Here is a 16399-nt window from a genome sequence, read left to right on the forward strand (position 1 = left end):
GCAGCGCGTAGCAAGAACAATGGCGAGATAACAAAATATGGCTTCGGACAGACAGAATCTGCAGGACGCGTTCCTGAACAATGTACGGAAAGCAAAGGTCCCGGTCACAATATTCCTGATCAACGGTGTGAAATTGCAGGGTGTAATCACCTGGTTCGATAACTTCTGCGTGCTGCTGCGCCGCGACGGACAGTCGCAGTTGGTGTACAAGCATGCGATTTCGACCATCATGCCGTCACAGCCGATCAACCTTTATGAGGGCGAAGACGCCTCTTGATGGAACATGAGAGGGCGCGCACCCGGGCTTGGGTGCTGCATCCCGAAATCAAATCAGATGAACAGCGCCGTGTCCCCGAACCAGCGCTGGAAGAGGCGGTGGCACTAGCTGCCGCTTTGCCCGATCTGGATTTGGTCGGTTCCGAAATAGTGCGCCTACCGCGCGCGCAGGCTGGTTTTCTGTTCGGCAGCGGCAAGATCGAGGAACTGGCCGAACGCCTCCAAGACAATGAGATCGAGCTGGTTCTGATCGACGGGCCAGTAACTCCGGTTCAGCAGCGCAATCTGGAAAAAGCGTGGAAGGTCAAAATCCTCGACCGGACCGGTTTGATTCTGGAAATATTCAGCGACCGTGCGCGTACCCGTGAAGGTGTGCTGCAAGTTGAGATGGCCGCGCTTAGCTATCAGCGGACGCGACTGGTTCGGGCCTGGACTCACCTGGAACGTCAGCGCGGTGGCCTTGGGTTTGTGGGTGGTCCCGGTGAAACTCAGATCGAGGCCGACCGGCGTGCCATTGATGAACAACTGGTCCGCCTGCGCCGCCAATTGCAAAAAGTGGTGAAGACCCGCACCTTACACCGCGCAGCGCGCGCGAAGGTTCCATACCCGATTGTTGCACTTGTTGGCTATACAAACGCCGGGAAATCCACGCTGTTCAACAGCCTAACCGGGGCCGAGGTGATGGCAAAAGACATGCTGTTCGCCACGTTGGACCCAACCATGCGACGGGTTGAGCTGCCGGATGGCCCCGAGGTGATCCTGTCCGATACCGTGGGTTTCATCTCGAACCTGCCCACGGAACTGGTTGCGGCCTTCCGCGCCACGCTGGAAGAGGTTCTGGGGGCTGATCTGGTCGTGCATGTCCGCGATATCAGCCACGAAGAAACCGAAGCACAGGCACGGGATGTCGAGGCGATCCTGAACTCTTTGGGTGTCGAGGACAGTCGCCCCCGGTTGGAGGTTTGGAACAAGATCGATCTGCTGAGCCCGGAAGACCGCGAAGCCGCGCTTGCCCGGGCCGAGCGTGATCCGGCGATCTTTGCCATATCGGCCGTAACGGGCGAAGGTGTTGATCCGCTGCTGTCTGAAATCGCCACGATCCTGCAGGGCGCGCGGCATGAGACTATCCTGAAACTGGGCTTTGCCGATGGTGACAAACGCGCGTGGCTCTATCGTCAGGATGTGGTCAGGTCTGAAGATCAGACCGAAGAGGGGTTCGAGATCACGGTGCTCTGGACTGACAAGCAGGCGTCCCGCTTCGCGGCGTTCTAGGTACCGTCTATCTGGCGCTGGTAATCCTCTGCATCGAACCACCCAAGCGATGATAGCACCTTGTTGTCCTTTGAAAGCTCCCACTCTTCCCAGCCGCGTGTAACGACACGGTTGCCGGTCTCGGCGTGATGGCCTTCGAGGGTCCAGACAAAAATGGCATGCCCTCCGGCCCAACGCATCATATCGCAACGCACCTCAAGATCGGGGAATTCTGCATAGAACCCGCGGGCCATTTCGGCGATTTCGGCATGGCCGCGCAGGGGCTCACCGCGATTAATGCTGATCTGACCTTCGGGGGCGAAAAAACTGGCGACCAAGTCGGGATCGCCCGAGCTCCAGGCGATCGCATAATCGCGTGCGAGATTGTTTAAGGTGTCTCGAAAGCTGCCCATGCATTTTCCCCCTTCGTGCAATGCGACGGCCAGACGAGTTTAGGCGATAACGAAGGGGTGCGCCACGCGAGGTTCAAAAAGGGGCGGGGATTTGCCGATCAGATCAGCGCGGGTTCAGGACAGTCACACCAACCGCCGCTGCACGGGCAAGCCCGATATCCAGCGACATGGGGATGTATTCCCCGCGCCGCCATAGTTGGGCCTGATCGTCATAATAGCGAGATAGGAAATGGCCTGACTGGCCAGTTGCGGTGATGAAAACCGAACTATCGGGGTCCGCAAAATCGTAGACGCCACGATAACCTGCGCCATGCACATTCTGGAACGGGTCCGGTCCTTCGCCTGACGTGCGCCCGCGCAGCAGTGTGTTATCGCCACCGCTGGTGGATTGGCGGATGTTGACGAAAAACCGCAGCACCGGAACCTGGCCCAGCGCAGGGTGGTCCTGCGTGGCCTGATGCGCATCGCCCCAGCGTAAAGATTCGAGTGCGGAGCCATAGCGCTCGGAAATCCAAATGATCGCGTCATCCAGGGCCAGTCGTGCCATGTCGGTGCAATTTTCAACGGGAGCGCTCTGAACCACGTCGCACCAGACCGAGGCACCGTCGATATCGCGATACACCCGCTCGATAAACAGCGGCTCGACATGCTTGTACTCGGCAGCCAGCGGGCCAAGTTCGTCCGAGATCAGGCGGATTTGCAGCGCGCGCAACCATGCGGCGTAGATCAGGGGTTCCGGCAGATGCTCGTTCATCTCACCGTTCCAGTTGGCCAGCAGATCCAGCGCGATCTGACGCTGCCGTTCGGGCGTGCCATCGGGTGCCGACTCACCGGTAAACCAGAGATCGGCGCCGATCAGAGGAAGCAGTGATCGCGCTGTAAAGCTAACCGTGTCCAACTGCGCTTCGATAAAACTGTCACGCGTATGTACCTCGCGCGATTGCATCAGGCGTTCCCAGCGATTGACCCGCTGGGTGTCGCCCCACTCGTACGACACATGGCGCGGGAAGGGCCGGTCGATAATCTTGTTGTTTGTGTTACCCAGTACTCCACCGACCGGGGCCACGAATTCAGGATTGTCTGAATAGGGCAGGCGGCCCTGCCAACGGTTCCGTTCCAGCCAGCCGGGGGTGGGAATGCGGCCTCGGCTTTGATTGTTCAGATCGCGCCGGGGCATTGCGCCGACCAGTTTCATGCCGATCGTGTCTTTATCGACAAGTGACAAGTTTTGCGAAGGGGCAATATAGTCCTCGGCCGCGTCAATGGCGTCTCGAACTGAATCGGCATTCATCAGCGCCAAAGAGGCGCTCATGGATGTATCGCGGGGGCTTAGCGCGCTCCACGACAGAGACGCGACATGGCCCGGTGGTGTGATGGTTTCCAGATCATAATGCGTGCCCGGCAGAACCGGGCCATTCTCGGTCCAGCGCAGGGTCAGGGTAATTGGGGCGGCGTCTTTGATCTCGATAATCGAAGGGCGGGTCTGAAAGCGTTTGTAGCCGTCTGGGGTAAGGTATTCTTCGGGATTGTCGGGGTTCAGTTGTTCGATGTGAACGTCCTGATCGTCCAGATAGGATGAGGTAAGGCCCCAGCCCAAGCGCTCACTCCGTCCGGCTGAGATTGCCGGTACGCCTGGAATGGTTGCACCGATAACGCCGCCTTTGGCCAGTTCCAGCCGCGCCAGATACCAGATACCCGGGGCGGTGAGGCCCAGATGCGGATCGTTTGCCAGCAACGTGCCACCGCTGGCCGAGCGGGACGGCGCGGCGGTCCACGCATTTGACGCACCTGCCAGCCCGCGCTGCGGGAAAGGCGACAGCGGCGTGTCGGGCATCGGGGTGCCTTGGGCATAGCGCGGAAGGTCTGGAAACAGATCAGCATACTCGGGCAGCGCGGCAATACCGGGGCCGGGGACGTCGGGCAGAATGTCGGCCAGCCGTGCGGGATTATCCAGCATCAGCGATGTGCGTGCGCGCAACACTTCATCAGCAAGATGGCCGGAAAGCTGCAGGCTCATCAGCTTGATAATCGCTACGCTGTCGCCCGGCTGCCATGGGGGAACGGGGGCGTTGAACAGGAACATCTCGGGGGCGCCACGTCCAAGCGCCTGTTCGTTGATCTCGGTAAGCCGGGCGTTGATCCCTGCGGAATAAGCGCGAAGCGCGGCCTTGGTATAGTCGTCCTGAAACTCGACTGAGCGATGGGCGAGCCCGTAAAGATCGAAACGACGCAGTAATTTGTCGATGGCTACCGTGCGCTGGCCGAACACTTCGGACAAGCGGCCCTGTGCGGTCCGACGCAGAATGGTCATCTGCCACAGCCTGTCTTGTGCATGGGCATAGCCCAGACCAAAGAACACGTCCGGGTCGGACTGGCCCAGTATATGCGGCACATTTGCAGTGTCGCGAACGATCTCGACAGGGGCAGTTATTCCTTCAACTTCAAGGGTTTGATTGTATTCAGGCAGGGATTGGCTGGCCAGAAAGTAGACCAACCCCACAGCAGCGATCGCCAGCAGGATCAGGCCTGTCGTAAGTCTCACCAGCCAGCGAAAAACCAGGCCCATCTGTCCCCCGAGAATTCTATGCGGTCATTTGCGCCAAGGTTACTGGAACCTCCGCCCGACCGAAAGAGGAATGCCACTGGAATTTGTGGAAAACCGCGAAAACACGGAGCCCCGCCACAAGATGTAGCGGGGCTCGTCAGAGGGGGGAGGGTGGTATCTTGGGTCTTAGGGGATGATGCGCGTATATTTGGTGCCTTCGACCGTCGCGCCGAACTTCAGACCCGCCTGTCCAAAGACTGCGGCCAGCACGGGTTTGCGCAACTGAGTGGTGTCGGTCGACAAGGATTCTCCGGTCGCGTCGACGACGTATCCGATATCTGCACCGGCCGTCCAACCGCTGGAGCGGCGGAAATCGTTCAATGCCTCTTCGGTCATGAAGAACAGAACATGCGCATATTGCTGTGCGCCGATCTGCAGGCCCGCAGTACCGGAGATGGCGGAATAATAGTCGACCGTCGCGCCCTGAATACGCAGTGCACCCTGACCATAGGCGCCACCAAAGATAAATCCGGCATCTGTAATCAGTGGCATGACCAACATTCCGTTGGCCTTGTTGGCGATCTCAACGGTGTTGGGATACTTGCTGTACATTTCGTTCAGCGTCGCGTCGACGCGCGCGTCGAGTGTGACTGCGTTGGAGTTGCCAACGCCGTTGCCGCAAGCGGCGGTCAGCGTCAGTCCGGCCATGCCAAAAGCAAAACCGCGACGGCTAAGTCGGGGGGAGTTTGAACTGCTCATGTTTCTCTGTCTCTGTGTATGTGCCTGAAATGTCGGGTGTTCCCGATCTTATCTGCAAGAATACGCCGATTGCACCGGCCTGTCACGGGAAAGCTGTGCTGCGCACGCAGCAAATCGGCGAAAAATTGCGACAATCTGAGGTGTTAGCCCTGCAGGATGCGCGCGGCTTCGGGCGCAAAATAGGTCAGGATGCCGTCACACCCTGCGCGCTTAAAGGCCAGCAGGCTTTCCAGCATCACCTTTTCGCCGTCGATCCAACCGTTTTGTGCAGCGGCTTGGATCATCGCGTATTCGCCAGACACCTGATAGGCATAGGTCGGTGCACCGAAGCTGTCTTTGACCCGTCGGCAGATGTCCAAGTATGGCATCCCCGGCTTGATCATGACCATATCTGCACCCTCGGTCAGATCACGCTCGATCAGACGCAGGGCCTCGTCCGAGTTGGCAGGATCCATCTGATAGGTCATCTTGTCACCGGTCAGCGCGCCTGATGCCCCAACGGCGTCGCGGAAAGGGCCGTAGAAAGCGCTGGCATATTTGGCGGCATAACTCAGGATCATGACATTGTGGTGACCAGCCGACTCAAGTGCACTGCGCATGGCGCCGATACGGCCATCCATCATGTCGGACGGGCCGATGATGTCAGCTCCGGCTTCGGCCTGCGCCAGCGTCATTTTCACCAGCGCCTCAACAGTCTGGTCATTCACAATCTCGCCATCGACCACATAGCCATCATGGCCGTTGATGTTGTAGGGGTCCAGGGCCACATCCGTCATCACCGCGATTTCAGGCGCAGCGGTCTTGATCGCACGAATGGCGCGGTTGGACAGGTTGTCGGGGTTCCAGGCCTCGGCACAATCCTCGGTTTTCAGGCTCGGATCGGTGTATGGGAAAATACATATTGCAGGAATACCAAGGGCTTGCGCTTCAACCGCGGCTTTGGTGACCAGGTCGACCGAGCGTCGCACGACACCGGGCATCGACGGGACGGGTTCTTCGATATTTTCACCGTCGCGCACAAAAACAGGCCAGATAAAGTCATTCACAGTCAAGGTGTTCTCGCGTACCAGACCCCGGATCGCCTCGGATTGGCGGGCCCGGCGGAAACGGGTCCGGGGATATGGGGCGATGGTCGGTTTCATGGCGCACTCTCCTTGAACAATTGCGCATTGGGTGGCATGAATTCCCGGTGGTCTCAAGGGTAACAATGGACGCATCGCTGCGATGACGGTCCCTGCGGACGTTGAACAAAGGGCAGACGCTTGGACATATACTCTTCGATTTTCGAACTCATCGACATGCGGAGCTTTTCGAATCTGTGGTACTGGATCGGTCTGGCCGTTCTTTGGTCATCTGCCAGCCACTGGACGATGGGGGTGCCCTATGATCTGGTGATGCGCGCCCGTCGTGTAGGTGGTCAATCAGAACAAGACCTTCTGGATGTCGCGCGGATCAACTCGAACAGAGTGTTGTACATCGTCGAAACCTCGGGTCTGGTATTGATGGCAATTTGCTGTTTTGTTTTGACTGGCCTTGCGACGTTGGGGTTCTTCTACGACGTGGAATTTGCACAGGCCGTATTCCTGCTTCTGCTCCCGATGTGTTTTGTCATGATGATCAGTATTGCGGCAGCGCGTCGATTGCAGACTCAAGAAGCGACCGTAGAAAATGTTTCCAAAACGCTGACGCGCAGTCGGACCTTTACTCAGATCATCGGTATGTTCTCGATCTTGATCACTGCGTTCTGGGGAATGTATCAGAACATTTCGATTGGTGTCCTGGGTTAGTAGTCCCTGAAAGGCAAGGTAATGACGGCTCCGAACCACGTAACAGTCGGCGGCGGCCCCGAGGGGTTTGATGCACAGCTTGTGCTGAATGAGATCGCGCGCTCGGGCGGTCCAGTCTGTCATATCGCCCGCGATGACAAACGGATGGAGGCGATGCGGGCAGCGTTGGCATTCTTTGCGCCGGACATGCCCGTGTTTGTATTCCCCGGATGGGACTGCTTGCCCTATGATCGGGTGTCGCCCAACGCCGACATTTCTGCTGCCCGCGTGGCAACATTGGCTGCTTTGGTGCATCAGATGCCGCAGCGGTTCGTGCTGCTTACCACGCTCAATGCCGCGACCCAACGGGTACCCGCGCGTGCAGTGTTGCGAGAGGCCGCATTCACCGCTCGCGTAGATCAGCGCATCGACGAAGATGCCCTACGCAACTTTCTGGTGCGCATGGGCTTTACCCAAAGCCCCACGGTGATGGAGCCCGGAGACTACGCTATCCGAGGCGGTATCATCGACATCTTCCCACCTGGTGAGAGCGGTCCCGTGCGGCTGGACTTGTTCGGGGATGTTCTGGATGGTGCACGCCGGTTTGATCCTGTCTCGCAGCGAACGACTGAAAAACTTGATGTGGTCGAGCTTGCCCCGGTGTCCGAGGTCATACTGGACGAAGCCGCCATCACCCGATTCCGTCAGAACTATCGCATCGAATTCGGCGCGGCGGGTACGGATGATCCCTTATACGAAGCTGTCAGCGCAGGTCGCAAGCACCAGGGGATTGAGCATTGGCTGCCGTTTTTCCATGAAAAGCTGGAAACGCTGTTCGATTATCTTCCAGGGGCCTCAATCTCGCTTGACGATCAGGTCACGCCTGCTCGGCTGGCGCGCTGGGATACGATTGCGGATCAGTATGAGACGCGAAAGCTGGCTTTGGAAAACCGCTCGCGCATGGATACGGTTTATAAACCGACGCCTCCCGGTCTGCTCTATATGGACGATGCTGCATGGGAAGATGCAGTGGGCGATCGTCGCGTTTTGCAGTTCAGCCCGCTGCCGCAGGCGAGTGGTCCGGGCGTGATCGATGCAGGCGGACGGATCGGGCGCAACTTTGCACCCGAACGTCAGCAGGAAAGCATCAGCCTGTTTGGCGCTCTGGCGGCGCATATCACCGAAAAGATGGACAAGGGGCCGGTCCTCATTGCCTCTTACTCCGAAGGCGCTCGTGAACGACTGACCGGCTTGATCGAAGATGAAGGCCTGGCCGAGGCGATCCCGGTGATCGACGGAACCCGGGTTGGAAAGCGCGGCCTGCATCTTGCGGTTTGGGCGTTGGAACACGGGTTTGAAGCGCCCAATCTGACCGTGATCTCGGAACAGGACGTTCTGGGCGACCGTCTGATCCGCCAACCCAAAAATCGCCGCAAGGCCGAGAACTTCCTGACTGAAACGCAGTCGCTGTCGCCCGGTGATCTGGTGGTGCATGTTGACCACGGGATCGGGCGGTATCAGGGGATGGAGGTCGTTACGGCTGCGGGGGCCGCGCATGAATGCCTGCTGCTGGAATATGCTGAACAGTCCAAACTCTACCTGCCGGTCGAAAACATCGAACTGCTTTCGAAATATGGCCATGACGAAGGGCTGCTTGATCGTTTGGGCGGTGGCGCTTGGCAGGCCAAGAAGGCCAAGCTGAAAGAGCGCATCCGCGAAATGGCGGACAAGCTGATCCGCATCGCCGCCGAACGAGCCCTGCGGAAAGCTCCTGTCATGGACCCACCGCCGCATGCATGGGAAGAGTTCAGCGCGCGTTTCCCATATCAGGAGACCGACGATCAGTTGCGCGCCATCTCCGAAGTGATGGAGGATATGCATTCCGGCGCGCCGATGGATCGCCTGATCTGTGGGGATGTAGGCTTTGGCAAGACCGAGGTCGCCATGCGCGCAGCCTTTGTCGCCGCGATGTCGGGCGTACAGGTTGCCATTGTGGCACCGACCACGTTGCTCGCGCGGCAACACGCGGCGTCCTTCAAGGAACGCTTCCGGGGTTTCCCACTTGAAGTCCGGCAACTGTCGCGCTTTGTCTCGGCCAAAGAGGCGCAGCAAACCCGCGATGGGTTGGCGCGAGGCACTGTAGATATCGTGATCGGCACCCATGCGTTGCTGGCGAAAGGGATACGGTTCAATAATCTGGGTCTGCTTATCATCGACGAGGAGCAGCATTTCGGTGTGGTCCACAAGGAACGGCTGAAACAACTCCGTTCTGATGTACACGTCCTGACCCTGACCGCCACGCCGATCCCTAGGACATTACAGCTGTCTCTGACCGGGGTGAGGGACCTGTCGATTATCGGCACACCGCCCATCGACCGCCTGGCGATCCGTACTTATGTGAGCGAGTTTGACGCGGTGACGATCCGCGAGGCGCTGCTGCGTGAACACTATCGTGGCGGGCAGAGCTTTTACGTCGTGCCGCGCATCTCGGACCTGCCCGAGATCGAAGAATTCCTGAAGGAACAGTTGCCAGAACTCACTTATGTGGTCGCCCACGGGCAGATGGCTGCAGGTGAGCTCGATGACCGCATGAACGCGTTCTATGACGGCAAGTATGATGTGCTGCTAGCCACCACGATTGTCGAAAGCGGGCTGGATATCCCGACTGCCAACACGATGGTCGTGCATCGGGCGGATATGTTTGGCCTAGCGCAGCTCTATCAGATCCGGGGGCGGGTGGGGCGCTCAAAAACCCGCGCCTATGCCTATCTGACCACCAAACCGCGCCAGCGCCTGACGGCGACGGCTGAGAAACGGCTGCGGGTTCTGGGCTCGCTGGATACGCTCGGGGCCGGGTTCACGTTGGCTTCGCAAGACCTCGACATTCGTGGTGCGGGCAACCTGCTGGGTGAGGAACAGTCCGGCCAGATGCGTGATGTGGGCTACGAACTCTACCAATCGATGCTGGAAGAGGCGATTGCCAAGATCAAAGCCGGCGAGATGGAGGGGCTATCGGATGCCGATGACCAATGGGCGCCGCAGATCAATCTGGGTGTCCCGGTTCTGATCCCCGAGGATTATGTGCCCGATCTGGACGTGCGTCTGGGCCTCTACCGCCGCCTGTCGTCACTGTCGACGAAAGTGGAACTGGAGGGCTTTGCCGCCGAACTGATCGATCGCTTCGGCAGCCTGCCGAAAGAGGTGAATACCCTGATGCTTGTCGTGCGCATCAAGGCGATGTGCAAACGCGCCGGGATCGCCAAGCTGGACGGCGGGCCAAAGGGCGCAACGATACAGTTCCACAATGATAAGTTCGCCTCACCCGAGGGGTTGGTCGAGTTCATTCAGAACCAACGCGGGCTGGCCAAGGTCAAGGACAACAAGATCGTTGTGCGGCGCGACTGGAAGAAGGACAGCGACAAGATCAAAGGTGCGTTTGCCATCGCCCGTGATCTGGCCGAAAAGGTCGTGGCTGTGAAGAAAAAGGCGAAAGCCTAGTCCCCCGTCACAAAAGTGCAGATTTGCCAGTCGCCCGTATCGGATTTAACAAACGCAGCGCGGTAGCCAACCATCGATGTCAGAAAATCGCTGAGTAAGTAGCCCGATGTCCCATCGGTTAGTCTGATTTTCTGGTATTCCCCATCAGGTTGATAGTCAGGGACGATCACGATTTCATGACTGATCAGCGCGAGGATGGGCGCGCCACGAGACGGTGCCTGACGCAGTGTGATGCTTTCACCCGAAACATAGAAGGCGGTGAAAGGGTCTACTGTAGCGGGAAGAATGATCCGCCAATAGTGCGGCATCCAGAATTCACCCTGATCGTCAAAATATCCAGGTTGGGAAACCGTTTGCTGCAATTGCGACCAGTAAAAATCACGTAGCTCTGCAGCCTCGTCCTTAAATTCTTCACCAAGCGTTTCTGGAGGCACAGTCAAGTTGGTGCGAAACTCTTCCGGTCCACCTGCTGTGCCGTGACTGAGATAGATGTTGGGACAAGCGGCGGCGACAACTGCATCGGTATCGCGTGCCTCGATTTTCGCCAGCAAGTCAGCTCGGAATGCGACCAGTGATGGATTTTGACCTGCCTCGTCGATAGGTGGAAAGGTCTGGCGCTGTGCCAGCGCTGGACTGGCAAGCAGCAGGCCTGCCACCAAAAGGAATAGCTTCATTCCGCAGCCCTCATGGCGGCTTGGGCACAGAAGCATGACGCGCCGACGGTGCGGTCCGCGCGCGCCAAGGCAAGATCAAGGCGTTGCTTGATTTGGCGGATTTCCACTGTCTCGCCGCGTGCTTTCAGGCAATCATGCAAACCCTTCAAACTCCAGACATTGTCAGGGTGGATCGAGGCGCGGCTGAGCGTGCCACCCAAGCCTAGATCTTCACGATAGACTGCCTCGGCCTCGTTCACATGCCCTTGTTCGAACAACAACGCACCAAGCGCATGGCGTGTTGGTTGCATCCAACCCCATGGCTCGTCATAGGGCAGCGTGTCATCCAATTCGACCGAGCGGCGTAGATGTGCATAGGCAATCTCGTAGTTGCCTTTGCGATACTCGATTTCTCCGCGCAGCATTTCTGCTGCGATCTCCAGAAGATCGATGACCCGATTGTTGTGCAGGCGGCGGGTCTCGGGCACGCAGGTTTTTGCGGCAAGGAACAACTGCTCTTCGGCTTCGGCCTGCGCCACCTCATCAGTGGCTGCATGGGCGATGGCGCGAGCATAATGTATTGTTGCCGTCAGAGTGCGATAGAGATCAGGGTCGTCTGGCAACTTCAGTGCCTTGGCCTCTTCCCAGCGGCCAAAGCGGATCAGGATATGCGGGCCCATGGACATGTAGCTTTCAAAATAATCCGCCATGGGCGGGCTTTCGATCCGAAGCATATCTTCTGGGGTGGTATCCCACAGGCCCTGATTGGCACGCAGGGCTGGTTCCATCTGACCGAGAAACAGAGCGCCATAGATGGTGAAGTGATAGTTGTGCTGACGATAGCCGGTATAAATGTTGAACGCGCCTTCACGTTCATAATATTTCAGATCGGCCTCGGTGGCCTTTTCGTTCCAGTAGGCAACGTTGTGATAGTGGCCGCACAGCACGTCGATATGGGTCGGCATATGCACCAGGTGACCGGCATCGGGTACGAGTGTACGCAGGATGTCTCCGGCCTGCAGCGCCTTTTCTGGCGTCGGCGACATCTCCATCAGGTGCACATATAGGTGAAGTAGACCGGGATGAGACATCGACGCCGGGTCATTGACCATAGCGCTCTCCAAAGCGTCTTGCGCTTCAAGGGTCGCGGCACCCTCGGCCGGTTGACCCGTTTTCAGGTCCCACATCTGCCACGGGGTGAGGTTCATCAGCGCCTCAACATGGATCGTGCGCAGGTCCAGATCATCAGGCTGTTCGGCAAATGCGGCGCGCATCGCATCCGCATAGTCATAGTCCCACTGGTGCATGTTTTCGATGGGGTCACGCTGAGGGTATCGGGAGGGTAGGGCGCGGATCAACGCTTGCTCAACCGCTGTGCACCCGTTGAGCAGCGACAGCGCCTTCTGTGTTGCATCATAGGCGATGGCCAGTGATTTGGCCTGGCCCTGATCGTCCCGCAATTCCCACGGCAGGTTATAGTTTGGGCCTGCTGCATAGGCGACGCCCCAATGGGCCATGGCGCAATCCGGGTCAATCTCGGCAGCTTTCTGAAAGCACGTGACCGCTTCGTCGTGGTTGTAGCCATACGTCCAGACCAATCCGCGATCGAACCAAAGCTGCGCTTCGGGTGATGCTGTGGTGACGGCACAGGAATACGTGCCCAGATCATAATAGTCGCTCATGGCGCCCCCCCACGATTTGCGGGAAGGTTAGCGTGTTTCAGCGGCTCTGCACAGATCAGGCGGGCAGTCTGTTTTCGATCCGGCCCATATGTAGCATCAGGCCGAAGCCAAGTATGCACATCGTCAGTACTCCGGTCGTCAGCGGTGTGATCGACCCGTCAAATAACAGCCCAATAGGGGCCGCGATGGCAGCCGCCAGAATTGTGGCGATCGATCCAATGACCGAGGCAGCCATTCCCGCGATATGACCCATAGGTTCCATGGCAATGGCGTTCAGGTTGCCCATGGTTACACCGGCCATAAAGAAGATCGAGGTCTGCCACGCCACAAAAACAGCAAATGACGCGCCCGGTGAAAGTGGTGTCATGTTCAGGATGATGACGGCGCTTGTGATCAGAATCTGCGCGCCCAAGGCCCAGGTCACCATACGGCGCATCCCGACGCGTACGACCACGGCGGCGTTCAAAAGGCTGGCCGAACCCGAGATCAGCGCCACGAAGGCGAACCAGAAGGGAAAGCTGTCTGCCCGATCATGGATGACGTCAAAAACCGGCTGAACCATCGTTAGCATGGTGAACAGCAACCCCATGCAAAGGGTCTGCACCAGGATCGAGAGGCGTACGGTGGGGTGTGCGAACATCTCATGCACTGCCGCAATCATCAGGGGCAGGCGGAAGGGGCGCCGGTTTTCGGGCGCCAGAGATTCAGGCAGGCGCGTGGCCATCCAGATCACGATGATCGTGGCGAATATGATGAAGGACACAAAGATGCCGCGCCAGCCGACCAGTGCAATAACGCCTGCGCCTAGCAGCGGTGCCACGGCGGGGACCAGAGTAAAGATCATCATCGCGATCGAGATGATGCGCGCCATCTCGCGCCCTGAAAACAAGTCGCGAATGATTGCCATGGCCACAACGCGCGGCCCGGCCGCCCCGAGGCCCTGCGCGATGCGCGCAGCCAGCACCAGTTCAAGCGATGAGCTGGACCACGCAACGGCGCAGGCCAGTATATAGAGAGCGGCACCGCCATAAATCACCGGCTTGCGCCCGACCGCATCGGAAATTGGCCCAGTAAAGAATGTGCCGATCCCCATGCCCAGCACAAAAGAGGTCAGGATCAACTGTGCTTTGTTCAGATCGTAGGGGCTGAGCTCTGCGCCGATCTCGGGCAGAGCTGGCAGCATTGAATCGATCGAAAAGGCTATCGTGGCGAACATCATCGCGATCAACGCAATGAATTCGCCCCGGGACATGCGGTCGGCCATGGGGAACTCCTTCCCGAATGCGCTATCACGGCGTTTCGGGTTGGACTAGATCAGAAATGCACAGGGGTATGTGCTATTCTGCAGGGGAAGCCTCAATCTGAGACATGATCTCAGCGATCACTTTTGCCCACAATTCAGGAGGTTGCGCGCCCGGAACGGCGTGCTGGTTTGCAACGATATATGTGGGAACCGAATTTACGCCCATTTCGCGTGAATGGCTGTCGCGGTTACGGATATCTTCTCGGTCGGCGTCTGACTGCAGCAGTTTCAGTACGACCGCTGCGTCCATGCCTACGCTGTCGGCGACATCAGCCAACACCTCATGATCACCAATATCACGCGCCTCGACGAAGTAAGCATTAAAGAGTGCATCGACCACGGCATCCTGCTTGCCCTCAATCCCCGCCCAGTGGATCAGGCGGTGGGCATCCAGCGTGTTGGGCGTGCGTTTCATGCCTTCGAAATCGATATTCAAACCTGCGTTTTCGGCATGTTCAACAACGGGCGCGTATGCACGAACTGCTCCGTCCTTGCCGCCGAACTTCCGTTCAAGGTATTCGCGCCGATCCATGCCCTCGTCGGGCATATCGGGGTTCAGCTGAAAGGGGTGCCACTCGATCACAAAGGGGTGGTCTGGCACTTCGGCGAGCGCTTTGTCCAGATGGGTCTTGCCGATATAGCACCAGGGGCAAATCGGATCGGACATGATGTCGAGCTTTACAGTGTGTGTCATTCGGACGTCGCCTTGAAATAGGCCGGCAGGGCGCGGCGCAGAAGTTTGCCGTTGCCTCCGGTGGGCAAGGCGGGCAGATGGACAAAGGCACGCGGCTGTTTGTAGCGCGCCAACTTGTCAGACACATAGGCGTGCAGGTCCGCCGCGTCCAGTTCTTCGGGGCCAGTGTAGAAGGCAACGATGATCGAACTGTCCTGTTTTACCTCAACCGTAGCCGCCCCGACCTGGGTGATCTCGGGATGGGTGGATAAGGCCGCCTCGACTTCGACCGGGGAAACGCGATATCCGCCCGCATTCATCATGTCGTCATCTCGACCCAGATAGGTGATTTGCCCATCAACGGCCATCGCGCCTTGATCACCGGTCAGGAACCAATCTCCCTGCATCCGAGCAGCGGCCTCGTCGGGGGCATTCAGATAGGTTAGCATCAGGCCCGGATCTTCGCGATGTACGGCTATTGTACCTTCCTGACCTTGTGGCACAGGGCCATCCGGCCCGAGGATGGCAATCCGACGCCCGGGCTGCGGCTGCCCCAACGCTGTGCCGCGTGCTGGGTGGCTTGGGCTGGATGAGATGAAGGTCGAGCATTCGGACATGCCGTAAGCCTCATAAAGCTCGGTGCCGGTGGACTGCACCCATTGTTCATGCAGGTGTCGCGACAGCTTTTCCCCGGCGCAAAGGCCGTGGCGCAGATCGGGAAGGCCGGGCTGCGCGTCACTTTGCATCATCTTCCGAAAGACCCCCGGTGCGGCTGCAAAGATGGTGGCACGATGTTGTTTCAACAGGGCAGGCAGATCGCGTATGTCTGTCCCGGGTTCAGGGATCAGAGCCGTTGCACCAATGGCCCAAGGGTCCATCAAGCCGGTGCCCAGCGTGTAGGTCCAATTGAATGCCCCCGCATGGCACAGCCGGTCCGAGGATTTCAGGCCATACCAGCCGTCGACCATCATCTGCCGAGCCCAGATGGCGCGGTGTGCATGCGCAACCGCACGGGGTTTGCCCGAAGTGCCCGAAGTGTAGACCACGTAGGCCAGCCGCTCGGGATCTCCCATGGCAAAACTTGCAGGCGGCAGTGATCGCATCCGGGCCAGTTCAGGCAGCATGATCTGATCCGGGTGCGGCGCGCAGGCGACCTGGGGATCTCGCAAAATGGCGGCTGGTTTCAGATCGTCGATGATCTTTGCGGTCTCTTGCTCGGTCAGTTGTGATGAGGTGGGCACGGGGACCAGCCCCACGGCGATTGCGCCCAGATAGGCGATCGGAAAATCGACGGTATTGCCCAATCGCATGAGAACAATGTCTTCGGCGCGAAGGCCGCTCTGCAGCAATCCTGAACCGGTGCCCATTATCGCCGAATGCAGATCGCCATAGGTCCAGTCTGTTGCACCATCCGATCTCAGCACTGAAAGCGCGGTCTTCTCAGCTGAACTTTGCGCATGGCGCAGCACATGCGCGGCAAGATTGAATGGGCGCGGGCAGGGCGCGGGCGGCCCCTGATCAAAGATCGACAACATGAGAACTGGCTATCGCCGTGCGAGGCGCGTTGCAAGCAGGGCATG

13 protein-coding genes are annotated in these 16399 nt (G+C 58.5%); 4 read left to right on the forward strand and 9 right to left on the reverse strand.

Features of this window, described 5'->3' with window-relative positions; genetic code table 11:
* Positions 1-37 precede the first annotated feature (37 nt).
* Positions 38-277 (forward strand): RNA chaperone Hfq, encoded by a 240-nt coding sequence (gene hfq / locus ACR0A1_RS04155; protein WP_005982826.1) that lies wholly within the window; start codon positions 38-40, stop codon positions 275-277.
* Positions 277-1548 (forward strand): GTPase HflX, encoded by a 1272-nt coding sequence (hflX, locus tag ACR0A1_RS04160; protein ID WP_480569933.1) that lies wholly within the window; start codon positions 277-279, stop codon positions 1546-1548. The genes hfq and hflX overlap by 1 nt, the downstream gene beginning before the upstream one ends.
* Here hflX and ACR0A1_RS04165 read toward each other — a convergent pair.
* From ACR0A1_RS04165 to hemB, 4 genes are all read right to left on the reverse strand, one after another.
* Positions 1545-1940, reverse strand: coding sequence for a nuclear transport factor 2 family protein (locus ACR0A1_RS04165; protein WP_170396870.1), 396 nt, complete (start codon positions 1938-1940; stop codon positions 1545-1547). The genes hflX and ACR0A1_RS04165 overlap by 4 nt on opposite strands.
* A gap of 103 nt (positions 1941-2043) precedes the next feature.
* On the reverse strand, positions 2044-4506 hold the full coding sequence (locus ACR0A1_RS04170; RefSeq protein ID WP_480866350.1) for a penicillin acylase family protein: 2463 nt from the start codon (positions 4504-4506) through the stop codon (positions 2044-2046).
* A gap of 165 nt (positions 4507-4671) precedes the next feature.
* Complete coding sequence (locus ACR0A1_RS04175; RefSeq protein WP_170396874.1) at positions 4672-5244, reverse strand: lipid-binding SYLF domain-containing protein; 573 nt, start codon at positions 5242-5244, stop codon at positions 4672-4674.
* Positions 5245-5387: 143 nt separating this feature from the next.
* A complete protein-coding gene (hemB, locus tag ACR0A1_RS04180) occupies positions 5388-6386 on the reverse strand; it encodes a porphobilinogen synthase (RefSeq protein WP_480866352.1) in 999 nt (332 codons plus the stop codon).
* 120 nt (positions 6387-6506) lie between these two features.
* Here hemB and ACR0A1_RS04185 point away from each other — a divergent pair, with 120 nt between their 5' ends.
* Together ACR0A1_RS04185 and mfd are read left to right on the forward strand one after the other, a co-directional pair.
* Entirely contained in the window at positions 6507-7031 is a 525-nt protein-coding gene (locus ACR0A1_RS04185) for a component of SufBCD complex (protein ID WP_170396878.1), read from the forward strand.
* 21 nt (positions 7032-7052) lie between these two features.
* Complete coding sequence (gene mfd / locus ACR0A1_RS04190; RefSeq protein WP_480866355.1) at positions 7053-10508, forward strand: transcription-repair coupling factor; 3456 nt, start codon at positions 7053-7055, stop codon at positions 10506-10508.
* Here the strand turns inward: mfd and ACR0A1_RS04195 are convergent.
* From ACR0A1_RS04195 to ACR0A1_RS04215, 5 genes are all read right to left on the reverse strand, one after another.
* A complete protein-coding gene (locus ACR0A1_RS04195) occupies positions 10505-11182 on the reverse strand; it encodes an SH3 domain-containing protein (RefSeq protein WP_480561425.1) in 678 nt (225 codons plus the stop codon). The two genes, mfd and ACR0A1_RS04195, sit on opposite strands and share 4 nt — an antisense overlap.
* Positions 11179-12843, reverse strand: coding sequence for a hypothetical protein (locus ACR0A1_RS04200; RefSeq protein WP_480866357.1), 1665 nt, complete (start codon positions 12841-12843; stop codon positions 11179-11181). Before ACR0A1_RS04200 ends, ACR0A1_RS04195 begins: the two co-directional genes overlap by 4 nt.
* Before the next feature lie 55 nt (positions 12844-12898).
* Positions 12899-14107 carry a multidrug effflux MFS transporter gene (locus ACR0A1_RS04205; RefSeq protein WP_170406074.1) on the reverse strand — a complete coding sequence of 403 codons (1209 nt, stop codon included), beginning with the start codon at positions 14105-14107 and terminating at the stop codon, positions 12899-12901.
* 73 nt (positions 14108-14180) lie between these two features.
* Positions 14181-14840: a DsbA family oxidoreductase gene (locus ACR0A1_RS04210; protein WP_170510066.1), complete on the reverse strand. Its 660-nt coding sequence runs from the start codon at positions 14838-14840 to the stop codon at positions 14181-14183.
* Entirely contained in the window at positions 14837-16354 is a 1518-nt protein-coding gene (locus ACR0A1_RS04215; protein ID WP_480866360.1) for a class I adenylate-forming enzyme family protein, read from the reverse strand. The genes ACR0A1_RS04210 and ACR0A1_RS04215 overlap by 4 nt, the downstream gene beginning before the upstream one ends.
* Positions 16355-16399: the final 45 nt, after the last annotated feature.

It is taken from the genome of Ruegeria sp. D6, assembly GCF_056534365.1.

What these genes read in the sequence shown, in the direction of transcription:
- hfq (WP_005982826.1), top strand. Translation starts at nt 38, where the DNA reads ATGGCTTCGGACAGACAGAATCTGCAGGACGCGTTCCTGAACAATGTA.
- hflX (WP_480569933.1), top strand. Translation starts at nt 277, where the DNA reads ATGGAACATGAGAGGGCGCGCACCCGGGCTTGGGTGCTGCATCCCGAA.
- ACR0A1_RS04165 (WP_170396870.1), bottom strand. Translation starts at nt 1,940, where the DNA reads ATGGGCAGCTTTCGAGACACCTTAAACAATCTCGCACGCGATTATGCG.
- ACR0A1_RS04170 (WP_480866350.1), bottom strand. Translation starts at nt 4,506, where the DNA reads ATGGGCCTGGTTTTTCGCTGGCTGGTGAGACTTACGACAGGCCTGATC.
- ACR0A1_RS04175 (WP_170396874.1), bottom strand. Translation starts at nt 5,244, where the DNA reads ATGAGCAGTTCAAACTCCCCCCGACTTAGCCGTCGCGGTTTTGCTTTT.
- hemB (WP_480866352.1), bottom strand. Translation starts at nt 6,386, where the DNA reads ATGAAACCGACCATCGCCCCATATCCCCGGACCCGTTTCCGCCGGGCC.
- mfd (WP_480866355.1), top strand. Translation starts at nt 7,053, where the DNA reads ATGACGGCTCCGAACCACGTAACAGTCGGCGGCGGCCCCGAGGGGTTT.
- ACR0A1_RS04195 (WP_480561425.1), bottom strand. Translation starts at nt 11,182, where the DNA reads ATGAAGCTATTCCTTTTGGTGGCAGGCCTGCTGCTTGCCAGTCCAGCG.
- ACR0A1_RS04200 (WP_480866357.1), bottom strand. Translation starts at nt 12,843, where the DNA reads ATGAGCGACTATTATGATCTGGGCACGTATTCCTGTGCCGTCACCACA.
- ACR0A1_RS04205 (WP_170406074.1), bottom strand. Translation starts at nt 14,107, where the DNA reads ATGGCCGACCGCATGTCCCGGGGCGAATTCATTGCGTTGATCGCGATG.
- ACR0A1_RS04210 (WP_170510066.1), bottom strand. Translation starts at nt 14,840, where the DNA reads ATGACACACACTGTAAAGCTCGACATCATGTCCGATCCGATTTGCCCC.
- ACR0A1_RS04215 (WP_480866360.1), bottom strand. Translation starts at nt 16,354, where the DNA reads ATGTTGTCGATCTTTGATCAGGGGCCGCCCGCGCCCTGCCCGCGCCCA.